Raw genomic sequence first — 22,115 nt, forward strand, 5'->3', positions numbered from 1 at the left:
ATGTGATATTATAACATTCTATCACTTCTGCAAGCCTAAAATTAACATGACAAGTTTAGTTTCACTGGAAAACGTCTCGGTCTCATTTGGTCAACGCCGCGTCCTCTCTGACGTGTCGCTTGAATTGAGCCCCGGAAAAATTTTAACGCTTCTCGGCCCTAACGGCGCGGGGAAGTCAACGCTTGTACGCGTGGTTTTAGGACTGGTAGCCCCTGATGAAGGGGTGATCAAGCGCAACGGGCAACTCCGTATCGGCTATGTCCCGCAAAAGCTCTATCTCGATACCACGCTTCCGCTGACGGTAAACCGATTTTTACGTTTACGTCCCGGCACGCAAAAAACGGATATTCTCCCGGCGCTTAAACGCGTTCAGGCCGGACATTTGATTGACGCGCCCATGCAAAAACTCTCCGGCGGTGAGACGCAGCGCGTACTGCTGGCCCGTGCTCTGCTTAACAGGCCGCAGTTGCTGGTACTTGATGAGCCTACGCAAGGCGTGGATGTCAACGGCCAGGTCGCGTTATACGACCTTATCGATCAGCTGCGCCGTGAACTCGATTGCGCCGTGCTGATGGTGTCGCATGACCTACATCTGGTCATGGCAAAGACGGATGAAGTGTTATGCCTGAACCATCATATTTGCTGTTCCGGCGCGCCGGAAGTGGTGTCTATGCATCCGGAATTTATCTCTATGTTTGGCCCGCGAGGCGCGGAGCAATTAGGGATTTATCGCCATCATCATAATCATCGCCACGATTTACAGGGTCGTATTGTACTGCGCCGGGGAAATGGTCACTCATGATTGAATTATTACTGCCCGGCTGGCTGGCCGGGATGATGCTGGCGTGCGCCGCTGGTCCTTTGGGCTCATTTGTGGTCTGGCGTCGGATGTCCTATTTTGGCGATACGCTGGCTCACGCGTCGCTTCTGGGCGTGGCGTTTGGCCTGTTGCTGGACGTTAATCCCTTCTATGCGGTAATCGCCGTTACGCTGCTGCTGGCCGCCGGTCTGGTATGGCTGGAGAAACGCCCTCACCTCGCGATTGATACCTTACTGGGCATTATGGCGCACAGCGCCTTATCTTTAGGACTGGTCGTGGTCAGCCTGATGTCCAACGTCCGCGTTGATTTAATGGCTTATCTGTTTGGCGATTTGCTGGCCGTCACGCCGGAAGATCTTATCTCGATCGCTATTGGGGTCGTTATTGTGCTGGCCATTCTCTTCTGGCAGTGGCGCAACTTGCTGTCAATGACTATCAGTCCGGATCTTGCCTTTGTCGATGGCGTGAAGTTACAGCGCGTGAAGCTGCTATTGATGCTGGTAACGGCGTTAACCATTGGCGTGGCGATGAAGTTTGTCGGAGCGCTGATCATTACGTCGCTGCTGATTATCCCCGCTGCAACCGCGCGTCGCTTTGCCCGTACGCCGGAGCAGATGGCGGGCGTCGCCGTTGGTGTAGGTATGATAGCGGTTACAGGTGGACTGACCTTCTCAGCCTTTTATGATACCCCGGCAGGGCCATCCGTAGTGCTGTGTGCCGCGCTGCTGTTTATCTTCAGTATGATGAAAAAGCAGGCAAACTAAGCGTGTGTTGCCCGGTGGCGCTGCGCTTACCGGGCCTACAAAATCGCCCAGGCCTGATAAACGCAGCGACTTCAGGCGCTAAGGCATCTCTGGCGGCGTGATCCCGAAATGGTTCCAGGCGCGCACCGTTGCCATACGCCCACGCGGCGTGCGCTGCAAAAAGCCTTGCTGAATCAGATACGGCTCCAGCACATCCTCAATGGTTTCACGCTCTTCGCCAATCGCCGCCGCCAGGTTATCCAGGCCGACCGGTCCACCGAAGAATTTATCAATAACCGCCAGCAGCAGCTTGCGATCCATATAGTCAAACCCTTCCGCATCGACGTTCAGCATATCCAGCGCCTGCGCGGCAATTTCCGCTGAAATAGCCCCGTCATGCTTCACCTCGGCGAAATCACGCACACGTCTGAGCAGGCGGTTGGCTATACGCGGCGTACCGCGCGCCCGACGCGCCACTTCCAGCGCGCCGTCATCGCTCATCTCAAGCCCCATGTGCCTTGCGCTGCGCCCGACGATGTGCTGCAGATCGGGCACCTGGTAGAACTCCAGGCGCTGCACAATACCAAAACGGTCGCGTAGCGGGGACGTTAACGACCCGGCGCGCGTCGTCGCGCCAATGAGCGTAAACGGCGGCAGATCGATTTTAATTGAACGTGCAGCAGGCCCTTCGCCAATCATAATATCCAACTGGTAATCTTCCATCGCCGGATAGAGTACTTCTTCCACCACCGGTGAAAGCCGGTGAATCTCATCAATAAACAGCACATCATGCGGTTCAAGATTGGTGAGCATAGCCGCCAGATCGCCTGCTTTTTCCAGCACCGGGCCGGACGTGGTTCGGAGATTGACGCCCATTTCATTGGCAACGATATTCGCCAGAGTCGTTTTACCTAACCCTGGCGGGCCGAAAATCAGCAAGTGATCTAGTGCATCGCCACGCAGTTTTGCCGCCTGAATAAAGATCTCCATCTGGGAGCGCACCTGCGGTTGGCCGACATATTCCGCCAATAACTTCGGGCGAATGGCGCGATCGGCGATGTCTTCTGCGATCGTGGCGCCTGCTGAAATCAGGCGATCTGCTTCTATCATCCTTTACCTCATAACGCGGCGCGTAACGCGTCGCGAATCAGTGTTTCACTGCTTGCATCCGGACGGGCGATCTTGCTTACCATCCGACTGGCTTCTTGCGGTTTATAACCCAGCGCCACCAGCGCAGCAACTGCTTCTTGCTCAGCATCTTCCGAGCCTGGGCTGGCCGGCGACGTCAATACCAAGTCGACCGCTGGCGTAAAGAGATCGCCATGTAGCCCTTTAAAGCGGTCTTTCATTTCGACAATCAGCCTTTCGGCGGTTTTCTTGCCGATACCCGGCAACTTCACCAGTGCGCCAAGCTCTTCGCGCTCAACCGCATTCACGAACTGCTGCGCCGACATGCCGGAGAGAATCGCCAGCGCCAGCTTAGGCCCGACGCCATTCGTTTTAATTAGCTCTTTAAACAGCGTGCGCTCTTGCTTATTGTTGAATCCGTACAGCAACTGCGCATCTTCACGCACCACAAAGTGGGTGAAGACGATTGCCTCCTGCCCGGCCTCCGGCAGCTCGTAAAAGCAGGTCATAGGCATATGTACTTCATAGCCTACGCCCCCTGTCTCCAGCAGCACGATCGGGGGTTGTTTTTCGAGAATAATGCCTCTGAGTCTGCCTATCACATGACGCTCCTGCGTAAAGGGCTGAAAAGATAATGCACTATCATAAAAAAAGACTGGATGTTTATCCAGATGAAAAACACGTATCCCGATATTTCTCTACTCCGACAACCCGCGATGGTTAACGACGGGTACGCTCCCCGCTGCGTACAAAATAAGTCGTACACACATTGACAACTTTTTGCGTCCTACGCGAATAACTTTTTGCCAACATGCCGTGGCGCACGTTCGGTAGTCTTCAATAATGAGTATCCTGATAACACTAATACTGTATCCAGTACGAATGCCAACAGCGGAATATCGGGCCTCCCAAAAACAGACCCGAGAATAGATGTAATAATATTAACCACTAGCGCTGAATTTAATCGCATGTTGTTTTATCATCGCGCATAACAGATTTTAATTCACCATGACACAATAAATATTGTGCAAACTCATTTTTCATGCCATCGAAACTCACGGCTGGTATCCCTTCTGAATAACTATAATAAATATTCACATACTCTTCGCTACTAAAAAGTGCCTGTCGTTTTGCTGCTAACCCACGGCCTTTTGCTGCAATATACTGGAAGCAGTGGCCGCTGGCGCCACTGCTCCGCCCATCATCAACAATATATATATCGGCAGCGTTAAACAACTGTTCCAGCCAGCACTGGCGAATCGTTCCGGCCGCACAAACCAAAAATAATGATGCGCTAATCATCCACCCGGATTTTTTTACCGATGTCATAGCCAGGAAAGCCATAAAGCACGCTGCCTGCAGGTACAAAACCAGTTCTTTATTGCCGGCAACCAAATGCCACTGGTTAAATACTAAGGTAATGAAAACTGAACTCAATGTTGCCAACAGTCTGGTTCTGAACCGCCTGGCAGGGAGAAGTAAAAATAATAATGAAATCGTCCCTGGCTTTAATAAAAAAACAACGGTATTAGCCTCCGCCATATCAATACTCAAACAATAACAAAAACTAATAAACAGATGAAGGATAATAGCAACAAAAATATAAGGAAAATAAAACACCCAGCCTATTCCATTGGTTTATCATCAACCACGTAATACTCCCTGTCAATATAAGAGATCAGATGATGAGAAATTTACCACCTTAATTCCCCCCCCAGATATATTTACGACATTAATTCCAATAAATGAAATATTCACCATACATATTTCGATGACACTAAGGCTTGTCATTTATCTGGTATAATGCTAACTACCCTGTAGAATAAATAAAAGGAATTTATTTCAAATAATGGAATGCAGAGATGAAAAAACATTATCCTGTCCAATATGAAACCGGGGATATCGTCTTTACCTGTATAGGTGCCGCGCTTTTCGGCCAGATATCCACCGCTTCACAGTGCTGGAGCAACCATGTTGGGATTATTATTGGTCATAATGGTGATGACTATCTGGTGGCGGAAAGCCGCGTCCCCCTCTCAACCGTCACCACGCTGTCACTGTTTATACAACGTTCAGCCGGACAACGTTACGCGGTTCGTCGCCTGTGCGGCGGCCTGACGGTCGAACAGAAACTCGCCATCATGGAACAGGTTCCCGCCCGGCTGAATAAGTTTTATCACACGGGGTTTAAATATGAGTCATCACGCCAGTTCTGCTCGAAATTTGTGTTTGATATCTATAAAGAAGCATTGTGTATTCCGGTAGGCGATATTGAGACATTCGAAGAATTACTTCACAGCAATCCTGATGCGAAACTCGCCTTCTGGAAGTTCTGGTTTTTAGGTTCAATCCCGTGGGATCGTAAGACGGTGACGCCCGCCAGCCTGTGGCAACATCCCAATTTAGAATTAATTAGCGCCTGTGGAATTGAAACCCCTCAACGCGAGGCTGAGGGAGAATGATTTAGCGCAACCTTCCCCGCGCCAGATTGAGTCGGCTCTCGCTCATTTGCATCGCGTTCTGGCTAACGTGGCAATGCGTAATGGCGATAGCCAGCGCATCCGCGGCATCGGCCTGCGGGTTAGCGGGGAGCTTCAGCAACGTGCGCACCATATGCTGAACCTGACTTTTCTCCGCGCTACCAATACCGACGACGGTTTGCTTCACCTGACGCGCCGCGTATTCAAACACGGGCAGTTCCTGATTGACCGCGGCGACAATCGCGACGCCGCGCGCCTGTCCCAGCTTGAGGGCTGAGTCGGCATTTTTCGCCATAAACACCTGTTCGATAGCAAAATAGTCCGGCTGGAACTGCGTGATGATTTCCGTCACGCCTGCGTATATAAGCTTCAAACGAGACGGCAAATCATCGACTTTGGTGCGAATACATCCGCTGCCCAGATAGGTCAGTTGTCTGCCTACCTGGCGGATAACGCCATAACCGGTAATGCGCGAGCCGGGGTCAATACCGAGAATAATCGACACGCTATACCCCCTGCCCGCCGGCGTTTAACAGCACCATTACAGGGTCGCCGCCACCTCATCAGAGATCTCACCGTTATGGTAGACTTCCTGAACATCGTCACAGTCTTCCAGCATATCGATCAGACGTAGCAGTTTCGGCGCGGTTTCCGCATCCATATCCGCTTTAGTTGACGGGATCATGGACACTTCGGCGCTGTCTGCTTTCAGACCCGCCGCTTCCAGCGCGTCACGCACTTTGCCCATCTCTTCCCAGGCAGTGTAAACATCAATCGCGCCATCATCATAGGTCACAACATCTTCCGCGCCGGCTTCCAGAGCGGCTTCCATGATGGTGTCTTCATCGCCTTTCTCAAAGGAGATGACCCCTTTCTTACTGAACAGGTACGCCACTGAGCCATCGGTACCCAGATTACCGCCGCACTTGCTGAAAGCATGACGCACTTCCGCTACGGTACGGTTACGGTTGTCGCTCAGACACTCAATCATAATGGCCGTGCCGCCAGGACCATAACCTTCATAGATGATGGTTTCCATGTTCGAGTCTTCATCACCGCCCACACCGCGAGCGATGGCGCGGTTCAGAGTGTCGCGGGTCATGTTGTTGGCCAGCGCTTTATCTACGGCCGCGCGCAGACGCGGGTTGGCATCCGGATCGCCGCCGCCCAATTTAGCTGCCGTTACCAGTTCACGAATAATTTTAGTGAAGATTTTACCGCGCTTGGCATCCTGCGCAGCTTTACGATGTCTGGTGTTGGCCCATTTACTATGACCTGCCATAAATATTTCCTCAAAAAAAGCGCGCCTTTTCAGGCGACGTTAATGACAAACTCTTCAATCGCTTGCCGGTTACTCCAGGACTTGGTAAGCGCCGCCGCGTCAGGCGCATCAAGCCACTGGTACGTCAGATGTTCAGTGAATATCACCTGCCGCTCATGCGGTAACGCAAGGCAGAACCAGAATTCTGTATTGTGCATGACGCCCGGCGCATAGCGATGACGTAAATGTGAAAAAATTTCAAACTCCACCGTACGTTGGCAGTCGATTAAGGTCAGTTGCTCTGCCGCAACATCAATCGTGACCTCTTCTTTGACTTCACGTACGGCGGCCTGCAACGCGGTCTCCCCTTCTTCTATGCTGCCAGTCACTGACTGCCAAAAATCCGGGTCATCGCGTCGCTGCAACATTAGCACCCGTTTCGTATCCTGCGCGAAAATAACCACCAGGACCGAAACGGGGCGCTTGTACACTTTATCCTTCACGCGACCTCGTTGTTGGCTGTTGGGTGACGCCGCGCATTGATGAGACTCCCCCTTGCGGGCCGCCTCGATATCACGCGAATGATGTCGTGTACATTGTTCATATCAGTTATTCTCGGCTTTCTTCACAACCTGAATCCCCAACTCCGTCAACGCTGCCTGGTTGGCGAAACTCGGCGCTTCGGTCATCAGACACGCGGCGGCGGTCGTTTTCGGGAAGGCGATAACATCACGAATATTGTCGGTGCCGGTCAACAGCATGGTCAGACGGTCCAGACCAAACGCCAGGCCCGCATGCGGCGGCGTACCGTATTTCAATGCATCCAACAGGAAGCCGAACTTCTCGCGCTGCTCCTGCTCATTGATACCAAGAATACCAAATACGGTTTGCTGCATTTCACCGTTGTGAATACGCACCGAACCGCCGCCCACTTCATAGCCGTTAATCACCATATCGTAAGCGTTAGCGACGGCTTCTTCCGGGGCGGTTTTCAGTTCAGACGCCGTCATGTCACGCGGAGCGGTAAACGGATGGTGCATCGCGGTCAGACCGCCTTCGCCGTCGTCTTCGAACATCGGGAAGTCAATCACCCACAGCGGCGCCCATTTGTCTTCGTCGGTCAGGTTCAGGTCTTTGCCCAGTTTCAGACGCAGCGCGCCCAGCGCATCGGCAACCACTTTTTTGTTATCTGCGCCGAAGAAGATCATGTCGCCGTCCTGCGCGCCGGTACGTTCAAGGATGGCCTCGACAATGTCGGCGGTCAGGAACTTGGCCACCGGACTGTTAATCCCGTCCAGACCTTTCGCGCGCTCGTTAACTTTGATATATGCCAGGCCTTTCGCGCCGTAGATCTTAACAAAGTTACCGTAATCGTCGATCTGCTTACGGCTAAGCTGTGCGCCGCCCGGCACACGCAGCGCTGCCACGCGGCCTTTCGGATCGTTAGCCGGGCCCGCGAAGACCGCGAACTCTACCGATTTCAGTAGGTCAGCGACATCTACCAGCTCCATCGGGTTACGCAGGTCTGGCTTGTCGGAACCGTAACGACGTTCCGCTTCGGCAAACGTCATTACCGGGAAATCCCCCAGATCCACGCCTTTCACTTCCAGCCACAAATGGCGCACCAGCGCTTCCATCACTTCGCGCACCTGTGGCGCGGTCATAAAGGAGGTCTCGACGTCGATCTGAGTAAACTCCGGCTGACGGTCAGCACGTAAGTCTTCATCACGGAAGCATTTTACGATCTGATAGTAGCGGTCGAAGCCGGACATCATCAGGAGCTGTTTGAACAGCTGCGGCGACTGCGGCAGCGCGTAGAATTTACCTTTGTGCACGCGCGAAGGCACCAGATAGTCGCGCGCGCCTTCCGGCGTGGCTTTGGTCAGCATCGGCGTTTCAATATCAAGGAAACCGTGATCGTCCATAAAACGACGCACCAGGCTGGTAATTTTGGCGCGGGTTTTCAGGCGCTGCGCCATTTCCGGACGACGCAAATCCAGATAGCGGTACTTGAGACGCGCCTCTTCGGTATTAACGTGGTTAGCGTCAAGCGGCAGTGAGTCTGCGCGGTTGATGATAGTGAGAGAGGACGCCAGCACTTCAATTTCGCCGGTCGCCATATCCGCATTGACGTTTTTCGCGTCACGCGCACGCACGGTGCCCGTAACCTGAATGCAGAACTCATTACGCAGTTCAGAGGCCAGCTTTAACGCGTCCGCACGATCCGGATCGAAGAACACCTGCACAATACCTTCGCGGTCGCGCATATCGATAAAGATCAGGCTGCCAAGATCACGACGACGGTTGACCCAACCACACAGAGTCACCTGCTGCCCCACGTGGGACAGACGTAGCTGTCCGCAATATTCTGTACGCATGAGATATCCCTTAACTTAGCCGCAGGCGGATTGTTGCCTGCCATGCAGGCGACGAAGTCGCAGCTTTAGCTGTATGTCACAACTGGATGAAAAAAGGCGGCTATTATACTGGAAATTCTGCCGCACGATAAGAGTCAATCCAGCATGGGAGCGATAACTTGCCCGTTTCATGCGGTATCGACACTTGGTTCATACTGACTGTACCCGGGTTTTTCACGCGGGTATTGCGTATGCTCACAAAAATTAACAATATTTGTCGCCGCTTTCCTCTTTAATCGCGCTTAAGGTGTAGTGAAATCCGCTATTTTTAGGAGAGTGATTATCATGCTGAAACTCAACGCGACCACAACCGCCCTGGTGGTTATTGATTTACAGGAAGGAATTCTTCCGTTTGCCGGCGGCCCGTATACAGCAAATGAGGTGGTCGCCCGCGCCGCGCGGCTGGCGGAAAAGTGTCGCGCCAACGGCTCGCCCGTGGTTATGGTACGCGTCGGATGGTCTGATGATTATGCCGAAGCGTTAAAACAGCCGGTGGATGCCGCAACGCCTGCGCACGCATTGCCGGAAAACTGGTGGACCTGGCCTACGGCATTGGGTAAAAAGGACAGCGATCTGGAAGTGACTAAACGCCAGTGGGGCGCGTTTTACGGCACCGACCTGGAATTACAGCTTCGCCGCCGGGGTATCGACACCATCATATTGTGCGGAATCTCAACCAATATCGGCGTCGAATCCACAGCGCGTAACGCCTGGGAGTTGGGATTTAACCTTATTATTGCCGAAGATGCCTGTAGCGCCGCCAGCAGTGAGCAGCATCAGAGCAGTATGACGCATATTTTCCCGCGCATTAGCCGGGTACGCAGCGTAGAGGATATTTTAAACGCCTTATGATCTACATTGGCTTGCCGCAATGGTCGCACCCGAAATGGGCGCGGCTCGGCATCACCAGTCTGGAAGAGTATGCCCGCCACTTTAACTGCGTGGAGGGCAACACCACGCTTTACGCGCTACCGAAAGCGGAAATTGTCGATCGCTGGTATGCGCAAACTACGGACGATTTCCGTTTTTGCTTTAAATTTCCCGCCACCATTTCTCACCAGGCCGCGCTGCGCCATTGCGACGATCTGGTACAGGCGTTTTTTACCCGGCTGGAGCCGCTGGAAACGCGTATTGGCCAATACTGGCTGCAGTTGCCCGCCGCCTTTGGACCGCGCGATCTCCCCGCCTTATGGCAGTTTCTTGATGCGCTCCCCGCCACGTTTACCTATGGCGTAGAAGTTCGTCATCCGTGTTTTTTTGACAAGGGTGAGGGTGAACAGCGGCTCAATCGCGGGTTACACGCGCGCGGCGTAAACCGCGTGATCCTGGATAGTCGTCCGGTTCATGCCGCCCATCCCCACAGCGAGGCCGTCCGCGACGCGCAGCGAAAAAAGCCCAAAGTCCCGGTACATGCAGTCGTGACGGCTAGTCATCCGATGGTGCGTTTTATCGGTAGCGATAATATGGCGCAAAACCGTGAATTTTTCGCCGCCTGGTTGCAGAAACTCCCGCAGTGGCGGCAGGCCACCACGCCTTTTCTGTTTTTACATACTCCGGATATCGCGCAGGCGCCGGAACTGGTGAATACGCTTTGGCATGATTTACGCAGCGTCTTACCGGAAATCGGCACTGCTCCGTCCATTCCACAGCAATCTTCTCTTTTCTGAAAATGCCCCCTATCATAGACAGTGCCATCAGCCATTTTAAAAGGGAGTTTGTATGGTAAGCGCGCTGTATGCCGTTTTGGGTGCGTTATTATTAATGAAGTTCTCTTTTAATGTCGTTCGCTTGCGAATGCAGTACCGTGTCGCCTATGGCGACGGCGGTTTTAGCGAATTGCAAAGCGCCATCCGTATTCATGGCAACGCGGTGGAATATATTCCTGTCGCGCTGGTGCTGCTGCTGTTTATGGAAATGAACGGCGCCGAAACGTGGATGGTGCATATCTGCGGCATCATTTTAATCGCCGGTCGGCTGATGCATTATTACGGTTTTCACCACCGTCTGTTCCGCTGGCGGCGGGCGGGGATGAGCGCGACCTGGTGCGCATTGTTGCTGATGGTGCTGGCAAACCTGTGGTATATGCCCTGGGAGTTGGTTTTCTCCCTGTATTAGCGCACAATATGCGCCTTTATTTTTCCCGGATGTATACGTTATGTCTCACCGCGACACGCTTTTTTCTGCGCCTATCGCCCGTCTCGGCGACTGGACTTTTGATGAACGAGTAGCCGAAGTTTTCCCCGACATGATTCAGCGTTCGGTACCGGGCTACTCCAACATCATCTCCATGATTGGCATGTTGGCTGAACGCTTTGTGCAGCCGAACACGCAGGTCTACGATCTGGGCTGCTCGCTGGGCGCCGCGACGCTGTCTGTTCGGCGTAATATCCGCCATGAGCATTGTCGCATTATCGCCGTCGATAACTCCCCGGCCATGATTGAACGCTGCCGCCGCCATATTGATGCATATAAAGCGCCAACGCCGGTTGAAGTTGTTGAAGGCGATATCCGCGATATCACTATTGAAAACGCCTCGATGGTGGTGCTGAATTTTACCCTGCAATTCCTTGAACCTGCCGAACGCCAGGCATTGCTGGATAAGATTTACCTGGGGTTGAATCCCGGCGGCGCGCTGGTACTGTCGGAAAAATTTAGCTTTGAAGACGCGAAAGTGGGCGAGCTGTTATTCAACATGCACCACGATTTTAAACGCGCGAATGGGTACAGCGAACTGGAGATCAGCCAGAAGCGCAGTATGCTGGAAAACGTGATGCTCACCGACTCGGTGGAAACACATAAAGCGCGCCTGCGTAAGGCGGGTTTCGAACACAGCGAACTGTGGTTCCAGTGCTTTAATTTCGGGTCGCTTGTCGCGTTAAAAGCCGGAGTTGCCGCATGATCGAGTTTGGTAACTTTTATCAGCTCATTGCTAAAAATCACCTCTCCCACTGGCTGGAAACATTGCCCGCGCAGATTGCCGCCTGGCAACGCGAGCAGCAGCATGGCTTGTTTAAACAGTGGTCGAACGCGGTAGAATTTTTACCGGAAATGACGCCCTGGCGGCTGGATTTACTGCACAGCGTCACGGCGGAAAGCGAAACGCCGCTCAGCGAAGGTCAGCTAAAGCGTATTGATACATTGCTGCGTAATCTGATGCCGTGGCGTAAAGGCCCGTTCTCGCTTTATGGCGTAGATATTGATACCGAATGGCGCTCCGACTGGAAGTGGGATCGCGTACTGCCGCATCTGTCAGATTTAACCGGCCGGACGATCCTTGATGTCGGCTGCGGCAGCGGCTATCACCTGTGGCGGATGATTGGCGCAGGCGCACATCTGGCGGTCGGCATCGATCCTACGCAGCTTTTCCTCTGCCAGTTTGAGGCGGTGCGTAAACTGTTGGGTAACGATCAGCGCGCGCATCTGCTGCCGTTGGGCATTGAACAACTCCCGGCGCTGAAAGCATTTGATACCGTCTTCTCGATGGGGGTGCTTTATCACCGTCGCTCGCCGCTGGAGCATCTGTGGCAGTTAAAAGATCAGTTGGTCAACGAGGGTGAACTGGTACTGGAAACGCTGGTCGTCGACGGCGACGAAAATACCGTTTTGGTGCCCGGGGATCGCTACGCGCAGATGCGTAATGTCTATTTTATTCCTTCCGCGCCGGCATTAAAAAAATGGCTGGAAAAATGCGGCTTTATTGATGTGCGTATCGCTGACGTTTGCGTCACTACCACCGAAGAGCAGCGCCGTACCGAGTGGATGGTTACCGAGTCGCTGGCCGATTTTCTTGACCCGAACGATCGCAGCAAGACGGTGGAAGGCTATCCCGCCCCGCAGCGCGCGGTGCTGATTGCGCGTAAACCGTGATGGATTGCCGAATGACCGTTACGTATAGCACCGTTTCTCCAAAATAGTTCAAGTTGCAGCAAGGCGGCAACGCAGCAAATCCCCGGGAACGTAGGTAGCTACGTGACCGGGGTGCGCGAGGCGGTCAACGCTATTCAGGACGGGTCAAGGAGAATAAATATCCTCCGGCATAGCCGGAGGTTTTTCAGATGCGCCTGTAAGGCTCTCTTACCAGCCGCGCCCTAACAGGCGCATACGATCTGACATTTGCATCAAACTTCGTTACTTACGGCCCGTAAACGGGCTGCCCGGATAAGGGATCGATAATTGCTCACCCATTTTATCCTCTTCAAGCTGGTGCTTTATGTAGTCCTGTATCTTCGCCGTGTTCTTACCCACCGTATCGACATAGTACCCTCTGCACCAGAACTCCCTGTTCCTGTATTTGAATTTTAGATCCCCAAACTGCTCGTAAAGCATCAGACTACTTTTACCCTTCAGATATCCCATGAAGCTCGACACACTCATCTTCGGCGGGATCTCCAGAAGCATGTGAATATGATCTGCACAACATTCCGCTTCCAGAATTCGTACGTTTTTCCATTCACACAATTTTCTTAATATGCTGCCTACTGCCCTACGCTTCTCTCCATAGAACGCTTGTCTTCGGTATTTGGGCGCGAAAACTATGTGATATTTACAGTTCCATCGGGTGTGCGCTAAGCTCTTTTCGTCCCCCATTGGGACCCCCTTTTGATTTCTTGTTGAACTTTTGCAGTTGCCAGACCGCAAGATGTTTTAACAAATCAAAAGGGGTTTTAATAACTGGCTTAAAGCTGAAAGCTTTCCGGAACCCCCAGCCTAGCTGGGGGTTTTCCATAGACAATAAAAACGGGAACGTTAAGTCCCCGTTTTAGTTTTTAACAATTATCGTTATCACATATTTGCGATAATCGCGTCGCCAAACTCACTACATTTCAGCAGCTTAGCGCCTTCCATCAGGCGTTCAAAGTCATAGGTCACGGTCTTCGCGGCAATCGCGCCTTCCATACCTTTAACAATCAGGTCTGCGGCTTCGAACCACTGCATGTGGCGCAGCATCATCTCCGCAGACAGAATAATGGAGCCTGGGTTGACTTTATCCTGGCCCGCATATTTCGGCGCAGTCCCGTGAGTGGCTTCAAACAACGCGCATTCGTCGCCGATATTCGCACCCGGTGCAATACCGATACCGCCAACCTGAGCCGCCAGGGCATCGGAAATATAGTCACCGTTCAGGTTCATACAGGCGATAACGTCGTATTCCGCCGGACGCAACAGGATCTGTTGCAGGAACGCATCGGCGATAACGTCTTTAACCACGATCTCTTTACCCGTGTTCGGGTTCTTAATTTTCAGCCACGGACCGCCGTCAATAAGCTCACCGCCGAACTCGTCGCGCGCCAACTGGTAGCCCCAGTCTTTAAACGCGCCTTCGGTGAACTTCATGATATTGCCTTTATGTACCAGCGTGACGGAATCGCGATCGTTAGTAATAGCGTATTCAATCGCCGCGCGAACCAGACGTTTAGTGCCTTCTTCAGAACACGGTTTGATACCGATACCGCAGTGCTCCGGGAAGCGAATTTTCTTCACGCCCATCTCTTCGCGCAGGAACTTGATCACTTTCTCAGCGTCTGCAGAGTCAGCTTTCCATTCAATTCCGGCGTAGATATCTTCAGAGTTTTCACGGAAGATGACCATATCGGTCAGCTCCGGATGTTTCACCGGACTTGGCGTGCCCTGATAGTAACGAACGGGACGCAGACAAACGTACAGGTCAAGTTCCTGACGCAGGGCAACGTTCAGAGAGCGGATACCGCCGCCAACCGGCGTGGTCAACGGACCTTTAATCGCTACGCGGTAATCACGAATTAAATCAAGGGTTTCAGCGGGAAGCCAGACATCCTGGCCGTAAACCTGTGTGGATTTTTCTCCGGTGTAAATTTCCATCCAGGAAATTTTACGCTCGCCTTTATAGGCTTTCTCGACGGCGGCATCGACCACTTTAAGCATGGCTGGAGTGACATCAACACCGATACCATCGCCTTCAATAAACGGGATAATCGGATTCTCAGGAACGTTGAGTTTGCCGTTTTGCAGGGTGATCTTCTTACCTTCCACCGGAACAACTACTTTGCTTTCCATTCACCTCTCCTTCGAGCGCTTCTGGTTTGCTCGTCTGTCATCGCGCTGCATGTGCAATGGCGTCCTGCTGCACGACTGCGTTAGAGCAATTTTTTGTTAATGTTTTGTAATGAGCATGTCAATACTACCCTATTGTTTGCCGCCATGAAAGACACTCATTATTGCGCTATAATGCGGCAATTAATAAGTTCTGAAAACACCATGCAAAAAACTTCTTTTAGAAATCACTACGTTAAGCGATTCAGCTCACGACAAGCATCTAAATCACGGAAAGAAAACCAGCCAAAGCGCGTGGTTTTGTTCAATAAACCTTACGATGTGTTGCCGCAGTTCACGGATGAAGCAGGTCGCCGCACGTTAAAAGATTTTATTCCTGTGCAAGGCGTTTATGCCGCAGGCCGCCTGGACCGCGACAGCGAAGGGCTTTTGGTGCTGACTAATGACGGCGCGCTGCAGGCGCGCCTCACGCAACCGGGCAAGCGCACCGGCAAGATTTACTATGTTCAGGTAGAAGGCATCCCGGATAATGCAGCGCTGCAGGCGCTTCGTACTGGCGTCACGCTCAACGATGGCCCTACCCTGCCCGCCGGTATTGAGATTGTCGCGGAACCTGACTGGCTGTGGCCGCGCACCCCGCCGATTCGCGAACGGAAGAATATTCCCACCAGTTGGCTAAAAGTCACCTTATATGAAGGCCGCAACCGCCAGGTAAGACGCATGACTGCGCATGTCGGTCATCCCACTCTACGATTAATTCGTTACAGCATGGGCGACTACACGCTCAACGGCCTCGATAATGGACAGTGGCGCGAGATCGCACAGGAGAAAGACAGATGAAACGGCTTCTCATTGCTTTTGCTTTATTAACACCGTTATCCGTTAATGCGGCCAGCTTCGACTGCCAGAAAGCGCAGGCTGCGGATGAAAAGGCTATCTGCGCGCACCTGACGCTGAATGATAAAGACGTGGAAATGCACACCAAATATCAGTTTCTGAAAGGGTTGTTCGCGATGGGCAGTCGCGGCGCGCTGCAGGACGCCCAGCAGAGCTGGCTTAAACAGCGTCAGCAGTGCAAGGCCGACGTCACCTGCCTGACAAAAGCTTATAACGAGCGTCTGAAACAGCTTGACGCGATCTATGACCACATTGATAAACCGCTGTAATAAGGATGCCTATGTTCAAGCCGCACGTGACCGTTGCCTGCATCGTACATGCCGAAGATAAATTTCTGGTGGTGGAAGAGACCATCAACGGTAAATCGTTATGGAATCAACCTGCCGGACACCTGGAGGCAGATGAAACGCTGGCGCAGGCCGCCGCGCGAGAACTGTGGGAAGAGACTGGCATCACGGCACAACCACAGTATTTTATCCGTATGCATCAGTGGGTTGCGCCGGATAAAACCCCGTTCCTGCGCTTTTTATTCGCCATCAAGCTTGATCATATTTGCGCGACCGCCCCCCATGACAATGACATCGATTGCTGCCGTTGGGTGAGCGCCGACGAGATTCTGAACGCGCCGAATTTACGTTCTCCGCTGGTGGCTGAAAGCATTCGCAGTTATCAAACGGGACAACGTTACCCCTTATCCATAGTGGGCGAATTTAACTGGCCGTTTACAGAGGGTGTCAAGTAAAGGGCTGCGTGATAGAATACGCCGCCTTGAAGTTCAATGTCGCGAGTATTCCAATGTCAGAAAGCCCAAAAAAAGTGATCGTCGGCATGTCCGGCGGTGTCGATTCCTCCGTTTCCGCCTGGCTGTTGCAACAACAGGGTTATCAGGTAGAAGGCCTGTTCATGAAGAACTGGGAAGAGGACGATGGTGAGGAATACTGTACCGCGGCAGCCGATCTGGCTGACGCGCAGGCCGTGTGCGACAAGCTTGGCATTGAACTGCATACCGTCAATTTTGCCGCAGAATATTGGGATAACGTCTTTGAACTGTTCCTTGAAGAGTACAAAGCGGGCCGTACGCCGAACCCGGATATTCTGTGCAATAAAGAGATCAAATTTAAAGCCTTCCTTGAATTTGCCGCAGAAGATTTAGGCGCCGACTATATCGCCACCGGTCACTACGTTCGCCGCGCGGATGTAAACGGCAAAAGCCGGTTGTTGCGCGGGCTCGACGGCAACAAAGATCAGAGCTACTTCCTCTATACGCTTGGCCATGAGCAGATTGCGCAAAGTCTGTTCCCGGTTGGCGAGCTGGAAAAACCGCAGGTGCGTAAAATCGCCGAAGATCTGGGGCTGGTAACCGCCAAGAAAAAAGATTCTACCGGTATCTGCTTTATCGGCGAGCGCAAGTTCCGCGACTTTTTAGGGCGCTATCTGCCTGCGCAGCCGGGGAAAATTATTACCGTTGACGGCGATGAAATCGGCGAGCATCAGGGTCTGATGTATCATACGCTCGGTCAGCGTAAAGGGCTGGGAATCGGCGGCACCAAAGACGGTAGCGAAGACCCCTGGTATGTGGTGGATAAAGACGTTGAAAACAATGTGTTAATTGTCGCCCAGGGGCATGAGCACCCACGCCTGATGTCGGTAGGCCTCATCGCCCAGCAGCTACATTGGGTCGATCGCGAACCGTTCACCGGCACCCTGCGCTGTACGGTAAAAACCCGCTACCGCCAGACCGATATTCCGTGCACGATTAACGCGCTGGATGACGATCGTATCGAGGTCATTTTTGACGAGCCGGTTGCCGCCGTTACGCCGGGCCAGTCCGCTGTCTTTTACAGCGGCGAAGTCTGCCTGGGCGGCGGCATTATCGAGCAGCGACTGCCGCTGACGGTCTGATTATTCAATACACAACATCATTCAAGTCGCCTCAAAGCGGCTTAAAAGATGAAGTGTATTTTATTTGATACAAGGAAGCAGTGATTGTGGCAAAGAATTATTATGACATCACCCTCGCGCTGTCTGGCATTTGCCAGTCGGCACGCCTGGTGCAACAACTGGCGCACCAGGGGCACTGTGATGCCGACGCGTTGCACGTTTCACTCAACAGTGTCATTGATATGAATCCCAGTTCTACTCTGGGCGTGTTCGGCGGCAGCGAAGCTAACCTGCGTCTTGGTCTGGAAACACTGCTCGGCGTGCTGAATGCCAGCAGCCGACAAGGACTTAACGCCGAACTGACGCGTTATACGCTTAGCCTGATGGTGCTGGAGCGCAAGCTGTCATCCGCCAAAGGCGCGTTGAATACGTTAGGCGATCGAATTAACGGCCTGCAGCGCCAGCTTGACCATTTTGATTTACAGTCAGACACGTTAATGAGCGCCATGGCGGGTATCTACGTGGATGTGATTAGCCCATTGGGCCCACGCATTCAGGTGACGGGCTCCCCGGCCGTTCTGCAAAGTCCGCAGGTTCAGGCCAAAGTCCGCGCTTCGCTACTGGCAGGCATCCGTGCAGCCGTGCTCTGGCATCAGGTAGGCGGTGGTCGCCTACAGCTTATGTTTTCTCGTCATCGCCTGACGACTCAGGCAAAACAAATTCTTGCTCATTTAACCCCGGAGTTATGATCTATGGAATTATCCTCACTGACCGCCGTTTCCCCTGTCGATGGACGCTACGGCGATAAAGTCAGCGCGCTGCGCGGAATTTTTAGCGAATACGGTTTGCTGAAATTTCGTGTACAAGTCGAAGTACGTTGGCTGCAGAAATTAGCCGCGCACGCAGCGATCAAGGAAGTTCCTGCTTTTGCTGCCGACGCAAACGGTTACCTGGATACGCTTGTTGCAAACTTCAATGAAGAAGATGCCGCGCGCATTAAAACCATTGAGCGCACCACGAATCACGATGTGAAAGCGGTTGAGTATTTTCTGAAAGAAAAAGTCGCCGCGATCCCGGCGCTACATGACGTTTCCGAGTTTATCCACTTTGCCTGCACTTCTGAGGACATTAACAACCTGTCGCACGCGTTAATGCTCAAAACCGCGCGCGATGAAGTGATCCTGCCTTACTGGCGTCAGGTGATTAACGCGGTTAAAGATCTCGCCACGCAGTATCGCGACATTCCTCTGCTCTCCCGCACCCACGGCCAGCCGGCAACGCCTTCCACTCTGGGTAAAGAGATGGCGAACGTGGCGTATCGTATGGAGCGTCAGTTCCGCCAGCTCAACCAGGTGGAGATCCTCGGTAAAATCAACGGCGCCGTAGGCAACTATAACGCGCATATCGCCGCCTATCCGGAAGTTGACTGGCATCAGTTCAGCGAAGAGTTCGTCACCTCACTGGGCATCCAGTGGAACCCTTACACCACCCAGATTGAACCGCATGATTATATTGCGGAACTGTTTGACTGTATCGCGCGCTTTAACACCATCCTGATCGATTTCGATCGCGATGTCTGGGGCTATATTGCGTTGAACCATTTCAAACAGAAAACCATCGCCGGGGAGATCGGTTCTTCTACCATGCCGCACAAAGTTAACCCCATTGACTTTGAAAACTCAGAAGGCAACCTCGGTCTGTCTAATGCAGTGTTGCACCATCTGGCAAACAAACTGCCGGTTTCCCGCTGGCAGCGCGATCTGACCGACTCAACCGTTCTGCGTAACCTGGGTGTCGGCATCGGCTATGCGCTTATCGCTTATCAGTCCACCCTGAAGGGCGTCAGCAAGCTGGAAGTAAACCGCGATCATCTGCTTGACGAACTGGATCACAACTGGGAAGTATTAGCCGAACCGATCCAGACCGTCATGCGCCGCTATGGTATTGAAAAACCATATGAAAAACTGAAAGAGTTGACCCGTGGCAAGCGTGTCGATGCCGAAGGAATGAAACAGTTTATTGATAGTCTGGCCCTGCCGGAAGCAGAAAAAACGCGCCTTAAAGCCATGACGCCGGCAAATTATATCGGTCGCGCTGTGACTCTGGTCGACGAACTTAAATAATGCCTGCCTCACCCTCTTTTCTTCAGAAAGAGGGTGACTATTTGTCTGGTTTATTAACTGTTTATCCCCAAAGCACCATAATCAACGCTAGACTGTTCTTATTGTTAACACAAGGGAGAAGAGATGATGCGCGTACTGGTTGTAGAGGATAATGCATTATTACGCCACCACCTGAAGGTTCAGCTCCAGGATTCAGGTCACCAGGTCGATGCCGCAGAAGATGCCAGGGAAGCTGATTACTACCTTAATGAACACCTTCCGGATATCGCTATTGTCGATTTAGGTCTGCCGGATGAAGACGGCCTTTCCTTAATACGCCGCTGGCGCAGCAGTGATGTTTCACTGCCGGTTCTGGTGTTAACCGCGCGCGAAGGCTGGCAGGATAAAGTCGAGGTTCTCAGCTCCGGGGCCGATGACTACGTGACGAAGCCATTCCACATCGAAGAGGTAATGGCGCGTATGCAGGCGTTAATGCGCCGTAATAGCGGTCTGGCCTCCCAGGTGATCAACATCCCGCCTTTCCAGGTGGATCTCTCACGCCGGGAATTATCCGTCAATGAAGAGGTCATCAAACTCACGGCGTTTGAATACACCATTATGGAAACGCTTATCCGTAACAACGGTAAAGTGGTCAGCAAGGATTCGCTGATGCTTCAGCTGTATCCGGATGCGGAACTGCGGGAAAGTCATACCATTGATGTTCTCATGGGGCGTCTGCGGAAAAAAATACAGGCCCAGTATCCGCACGATGTCATTACCACCGTACGCGGACAAGGATATCTTTTTGAATTGCGCTAATGAATAAATTTGCTCGCCATTTTCTGCCGCTGTCGCTGCGGGTTCGTTTTTTGCTGGCGACAGCCGGCGTCGTGCTGGTGCTTTCTCTGGCATATGGCATAGTGGCGCTGGTCGGCTATAGCGTAAGTTTTGATAAAACCACCTTTCGTCTGCTGCGCGGCGAAAGCAACCTGTTTTATACCCTCGCCAAATGGGAAAATAATAAAATCAGCGTTGAGCTGCCTGAAAATCTGGACATGCAAAGTCCGACCATGACCCTTATTTACGATGAAACGGGCAAATTATTATGGACGCAGCGCAACATCCCCTGGTTGATTAAAAGCATTCAACCGGAATGGTTAAAAACGAACGGCTTCCATGAAATTGAAACCAACGTAGACGCCACCAGCACGCTGTTGAGCGAAGACCATTCCGCGCAGGAAAAACTCAAAGAAGTACGTGAAGATGACGATGATGCGGAGATGACCCACTCGGTAGCGGTAAATATTTATCCTGCCACGGCGCGGATGCCGCAGTTAACCATCGTGGTGGTCGATACCATTCCGATAGAGCTAAAACGCTCCTATATGGTGTGGAGCTGGTTCGTATACGTGCTGGCTGCCAATTTACTGTTAGTCATTCCTTTACTGTGGATCGCCGCCTGGTGGAGCTTACGCCCTATCGAGGCGCTGGCACGGGAAGTCCGCGAGCTTGAAGATCATCACCGCGAAATGCTCAATCCGGAGACGACGCGTGAGCTGACCAGCCTTGTGCGCAACCTTAATCAACTGCTCAAAAGCGAGCGTGAACGTTATAACAAATATCGCACGACCCTGACCGACCTGACGCACAGTTTAAAAACGCCGCTCGCGGTTTTGCAGAGTACGTTACGCTCTTTACGCAACGAAAAGATGAGCGTCAGCAAAGCTGAACCGGTGATGCTGGAACAGATCAGCCGGATTTCCCAGCAGATTGGCTATTATCTACATCGCGCCAGTATGCGCGGTAGCGGCGTGTTGTTAAGCCGCGAACTGCATCCCGTCGCGCCGTTGTTAGATAACCTGATTTCTGCGCTAAATAAAGTTTATCAGCGTAAAGGGGTGAATATCAGTATGGATATTTCACCAGAGATCAGTTTTGTCGGCGAGCAAAACGACTTTGTCGAAGTAATGGGCAACGTACTGGACAACGCTTGTAAATATTGCCTGGAGTTTGTCGAGATTTCGGCTCGCCAGACCGACGATCATTTGCATATTTTCGTCGAAGATGACGGCCCAGGCATACCCCACAGCAAACGTTCCCTGGTGTTTGATCGCGGTCAGCGCGCCGATACCCTGCGACCAGGACAAGGCGTGGGGCTGGCTGTCGCGCGCGAGATTACGGAACAATACGCCGGGCAAATCATTGCCAGCGACAGTCTGCTCGGCGGTGCCCGTATGGAGGTCGTTTTTGGCCGACAGCATCCCACACAGAAAGAGGAATAAACATTTCTGTGCGTTCTTCCACGCATCTCGTTAAGCATCCGTTATAATCGGTGTCAGATACCAGCCTGCGGATA

The 22,115-nt window shown here is 52.5% G+C and carries 24 protein-coding genes and 1 pseudogene; 16 read left to right on the forward strand and 9 right to left on the reverse strand.

What is annotated here, in order from left to right; all coding sequences use genetic code 11:
- Positions 1-46: 46 nt before the first annotated feature.
- Positions 47-802 (forward strand): zinc ABC transporter ATP-binding protein ZnuC, encoded by a 756-nt coding sequence (znuC, locus tag OLG56_RS12825; protein ID WP_000203023.1) that lies wholly within the window; start codon positions 47-49, stop codon positions 800-802.
- Positions 799-1,584: a zinc ABC transporter permease subunit ZnuB gene (gene znuB / locus OLG56_RS12830; RefSeq protein ID WP_000571507.1), complete on the forward strand. Its 786-nt coding sequence runs from the start codon at positions 799-801 to the stop codon at positions 1,582-1,584. The genes znuC and znuB overlap by 4 nt, the downstream gene beginning before the upstream one ends.
- A 78-nt stretch (positions 1,585-1,662) precedes the next feature.
- On the opposite strand, the gene ruvB is transcribed toward znuB, so the two are convergent.
- The 3 genes and pseudogenes from ruvB to OLG56_RS12845 form a co-directional block, all read right to left on the reverse strand.
- A complete protein-coding gene (ruvB, locus tag OLG56_RS12835) occupies positions 1,663-2,673 on the reverse strand; it encodes a Holliday junction branch migration DNA helicase RuvB (protein ID WP_052942592.1) in 1,011 nt (336 codons plus the stop codon).
- Between the two features lie 8 nt (positions 2,674-2,681).
- Complete coding sequence (gene ruvA / locus OLG56_RS12840) at positions 2,682-3,293, reverse strand: Holliday junction branch migration protein RuvA (protein WP_000580333.1); 612 nt, start codon at positions 3,291-3,293, stop codon at positions 2,682-2,684.
- A 358-nt stretch (positions 3,294-3,651) separates the two neighbouring features.
- A pseudogene (locus tag OLG56_RS12845) lies at positions 3,652-4,343 on the reverse strand (hypothetical protein).
- 210 nt (positions 4,344-4,553) lie between these two features.
- Between OLG56_RS12845 and OLG56_RS12850 the strand changes: the two are divergent.
- Positions 4,554-5,153 (forward strand): YebB family permuted papain-like enzyme, encoded by a 600-nt coding sequence (locus OLG56_RS12850; protein ID WP_000716739.1) that lies wholly within the window; start codon positions 4,554-4,556, stop codon positions 5,151-5,153.
- Position 5,154: 1 nt separating this feature from the next.
- On the opposite strand, the gene ruvC is transcribed toward OLG56_RS12850, so the two are convergent.
- The 4 genes from ruvC to aspS all read right to left on the reverse strand — a co-directional run bounded on the left by ruvC (position 5,155) and on the right by aspS (position 8,810).
- Positions 5,155-5,676 (reverse strand): crossover junction endodeoxyribonuclease RuvC, encoded by a 522-nt coding sequence (ruvC, locus tag OLG56_RS12855; RefSeq protein WP_000022509.1) that lies wholly within the window; start codon positions 5,674-5,676, stop codon positions 5,155-5,157.
- Positions 5,677-5,712: 36 nt separating this feature from the next.
- A complete protein-coding gene (locus tag OLG56_RS12860) occupies positions 5,713-6,453 on the reverse strand; it encodes a YebC/PmpR family DNA-binding transcriptional regulator (protein ID WP_000907242.1) in 741 nt (246 codons plus the stop codon).
- A 29-nt stretch (positions 6,454-6,482) separates the two neighbouring features.
- Positions 6,483-6,935, reverse strand: a complete 453-nt coding sequence (gene nudB / locus OLG56_RS12865; protein WP_000653693.1) for a dihydroneopterin triphosphate diphosphatase — start codon at positions 6,933-6,935, stop codon at positions 6,483-6,485.
- 102 nt (positions 6,936-7,037) lie between these two features.
- A complete protein-coding gene (gene aspS / locus OLG56_RS12870; protein ID WP_001258631.1) occupies positions 7,038-8,810 on the reverse strand; it encodes an aspartate--tRNA ligase in 1,773 nt (590 codons plus the stop codon).
- A 324-nt stretch (positions 8,811-9,134) separates the two neighbouring features.
- Here aspS and OLG56_RS12875 point away from each other — a divergent pair, with 324 nt between their 5' ends.
- The 5 genes from OLG56_RS12875 to cmoB are packed head-to-tail and all read left to right on the forward strand — an operon-like array spanning position 9,135 to position 12,716.
- Positions 9,135-9,701 (forward strand): hydrolase, encoded by a 567-nt coding sequence (locus OLG56_RS12875; RefSeq protein WP_023197261.1) that lies wholly within the window; start codon positions 9,135-9,137, stop codon positions 9,699-9,701.
- Positions 9,698-10,516 carry a DUF72 domain-containing protein gene (locus OLG56_RS12880; RefSeq protein WP_207011582.1) on the forward strand — a complete coding sequence of 273 codons (819 nt, stop codon included), beginning with the start codon at positions 9,698-9,700 and terminating at the stop codon, positions 10,514-10,516. The genes OLG56_RS12875 and OLG56_RS12880 overlap by 4 nt, the downstream gene beginning before the upstream one ends.
- A gap of 52 nt (positions 10,517-10,568) precedes the next feature.
- Complete coding sequence (locus OLG56_RS12885; RefSeq protein ID WP_000252975.1) at positions 10,569-10,964, forward strand: MAPEG family protein; 396 nt, start codon at positions 10,569-10,571, stop codon at positions 10,962-10,964.
- Positions 10,965-11,004: 40 nt separating this feature from the next.
- Positions 11,005-11,748, forward strand: a complete 744-nt coding sequence (gene cmoA, locus OLG56_RS12890; protein ID WP_000019607.1) for a carboxy-S-adenosyl-L-methionine synthase CmoA — start codon at positions 11,005-11,007, stop codon at positions 11,746-11,748.
- On the forward strand, positions 11,745-12,716 hold the full coding sequence (cmoB, locus tag OLG56_RS12895) for a tRNA 5-methoxyuridine(34)/uridine 5-oxyacetic acid(34) synthase CmoB (RefSeq protein ID WP_000569035.1): 972 nt from the start codon (positions 11,745-11,747) through the stop codon (positions 12,714-12,716). The genes cmoA and cmoB overlap by 4 nt, the downstream gene beginning before the upstream one ends.
- A gap of 261 nt (positions 12,717-12,977) precedes the next feature.
- Here cmoB and tnpA read toward each other — a convergent pair whose 3' ends face one another.
- Together tnpA and icd are read right to left on the reverse strand one after the other, a co-directional pair.
- Complete coding sequence (tnpA, locus tag OLG56_RS12900; protein ID WP_000502119.1) at positions 12,978-13,436, reverse strand: IS200/IS605-like element IS200F family transposase; 459 nt, start codon at positions 13,434-13,436, stop codon at positions 12,978-12,980.
- 195 nt (positions 13,437-13,631) lie between these two features.
- Positions 13,632-14,882 carry an NADP-dependent isocitrate dehydrogenase gene (icd, locus tag OLG56_RS12905; protein WP_000444508.1) on the reverse strand — a complete coding sequence of 417 codons (1,251 nt, stop codon included), beginning with the start codon at positions 14,880-14,882 and terminating at the stop codon, positions 13,632-13,634.
- 171 nt (positions 14,883-15,053) lie between these two features.
- Between icd and rluE the strand changes: the two genes are divergently transcribed.
- The 8 genes from rluE to phoQ all read left to right on the forward strand — a co-directional run bounded on the left by rluE (position 15,054) and on the right by phoQ (position 22,041).
- Positions 15,054-15,719 carry a 23S rRNA pseudouridine(2457) synthase RluE gene (rluE, locus tag OLG56_RS12910; protein ID WP_001249412.1) on the forward strand — a complete coding sequence of 222 codons (666 nt, stop codon included), beginning with the start codon at positions 15,054-15,056 and terminating at the stop codon, positions 15,717-15,719.
- The gene (locus OLG56_RS12915) at positions 15,716-16,045 is read left to right on the forward strand and encodes a lysozyme inhibitor LprI family protein (RefSeq protein ID WP_000825956.1); all 330 of its coding nucleotides are present in this window, start codon (positions 15,716-15,718) and stop codon (positions 16,043-16,045) included. The genes rluE and OLG56_RS12915 overlap by 4 nt, the downstream gene beginning before the upstream one ends.
- Positions 16,046-16,056: 11 nt before the next feature.
- On the forward strand, positions 16,057-16,518 hold the full coding sequence (locus tag OLG56_RS12920; protein WP_061377423.1) for an NUDIX hydrolase: 462 nt from the start codon (positions 16,057-16,059) through the stop codon (positions 16,516-16,518).
- Positions 16,519-16,571: 53 nt separating this feature from the next.
- A complete protein-coding gene (mnmA, locus tag OLG56_RS12925; RefSeq protein ID WP_000004540.1) occupies positions 16,572-17,678 on the forward strand; it encodes a tRNA 2-thiouridine(34) synthase MnmA in 1,107 nt (368 codons plus the stop codon).
- Between the two features lie 86 nt (positions 17,679-17,764).
- On the forward strand, positions 17,765-18,406 hold the full coding sequence (gene hflD / locus OLG56_RS12930) for a high frequency lysogenization protein HflD (RefSeq protein WP_001519653.1): 642 nt from the start codon (positions 17,765-17,767) through the stop codon (positions 18,404-18,406).
- 3 nt (positions 18,407-18,409) lie between these two features.
- The gene (purB, locus tag OLG56_RS12935) at positions 18,410-19,780 is read left to right on the forward strand and encodes an adenylosuccinate lyase (RefSeq protein WP_000423763.1); all 1,371 of its coding nucleotides are present in this window, start codon (positions 18,410-18,412) and stop codon (positions 19,778-19,780) included.
- Between the two features lie 126 nt (positions 19,781-19,906).
- Positions 19,907-20,578, forward strand: coding sequence for a two-component system response regulator PhoP (phoP, locus tag OLG56_RS12940; protein WP_001537766.1), 672 nt, complete (start codon positions 19,907-19,909; stop codon positions 20,576-20,578).
- The gene (gene phoQ, locus OLG56_RS12945; protein ID WP_001031687.1) at positions 20,578-22,041 is read left to right on the forward strand and encodes a two-component system sensor histidine kinase PhoQ; all 1,464 of its coding nucleotides are present in this window, start codon (positions 20,578-20,580) and stop codon (positions 22,039-22,041) included. The genes phoP and phoQ overlap by 1 nt, the downstream gene beginning before the upstream one ends.
- Positions 22,042-22,115: the final 74 nt, after the last annotated feature.

Origin of the sequence: Salmonella sp. 2018103 (genome assembly GCF_026247685.1) — a bacterium.
GTDB classification, from domain to species: Bacteria; Pseudomonadota; Gammaproteobacteria; order Enterobacterales; family Enterobacteriaceae; genus Salmonella; species Salmonella enterica.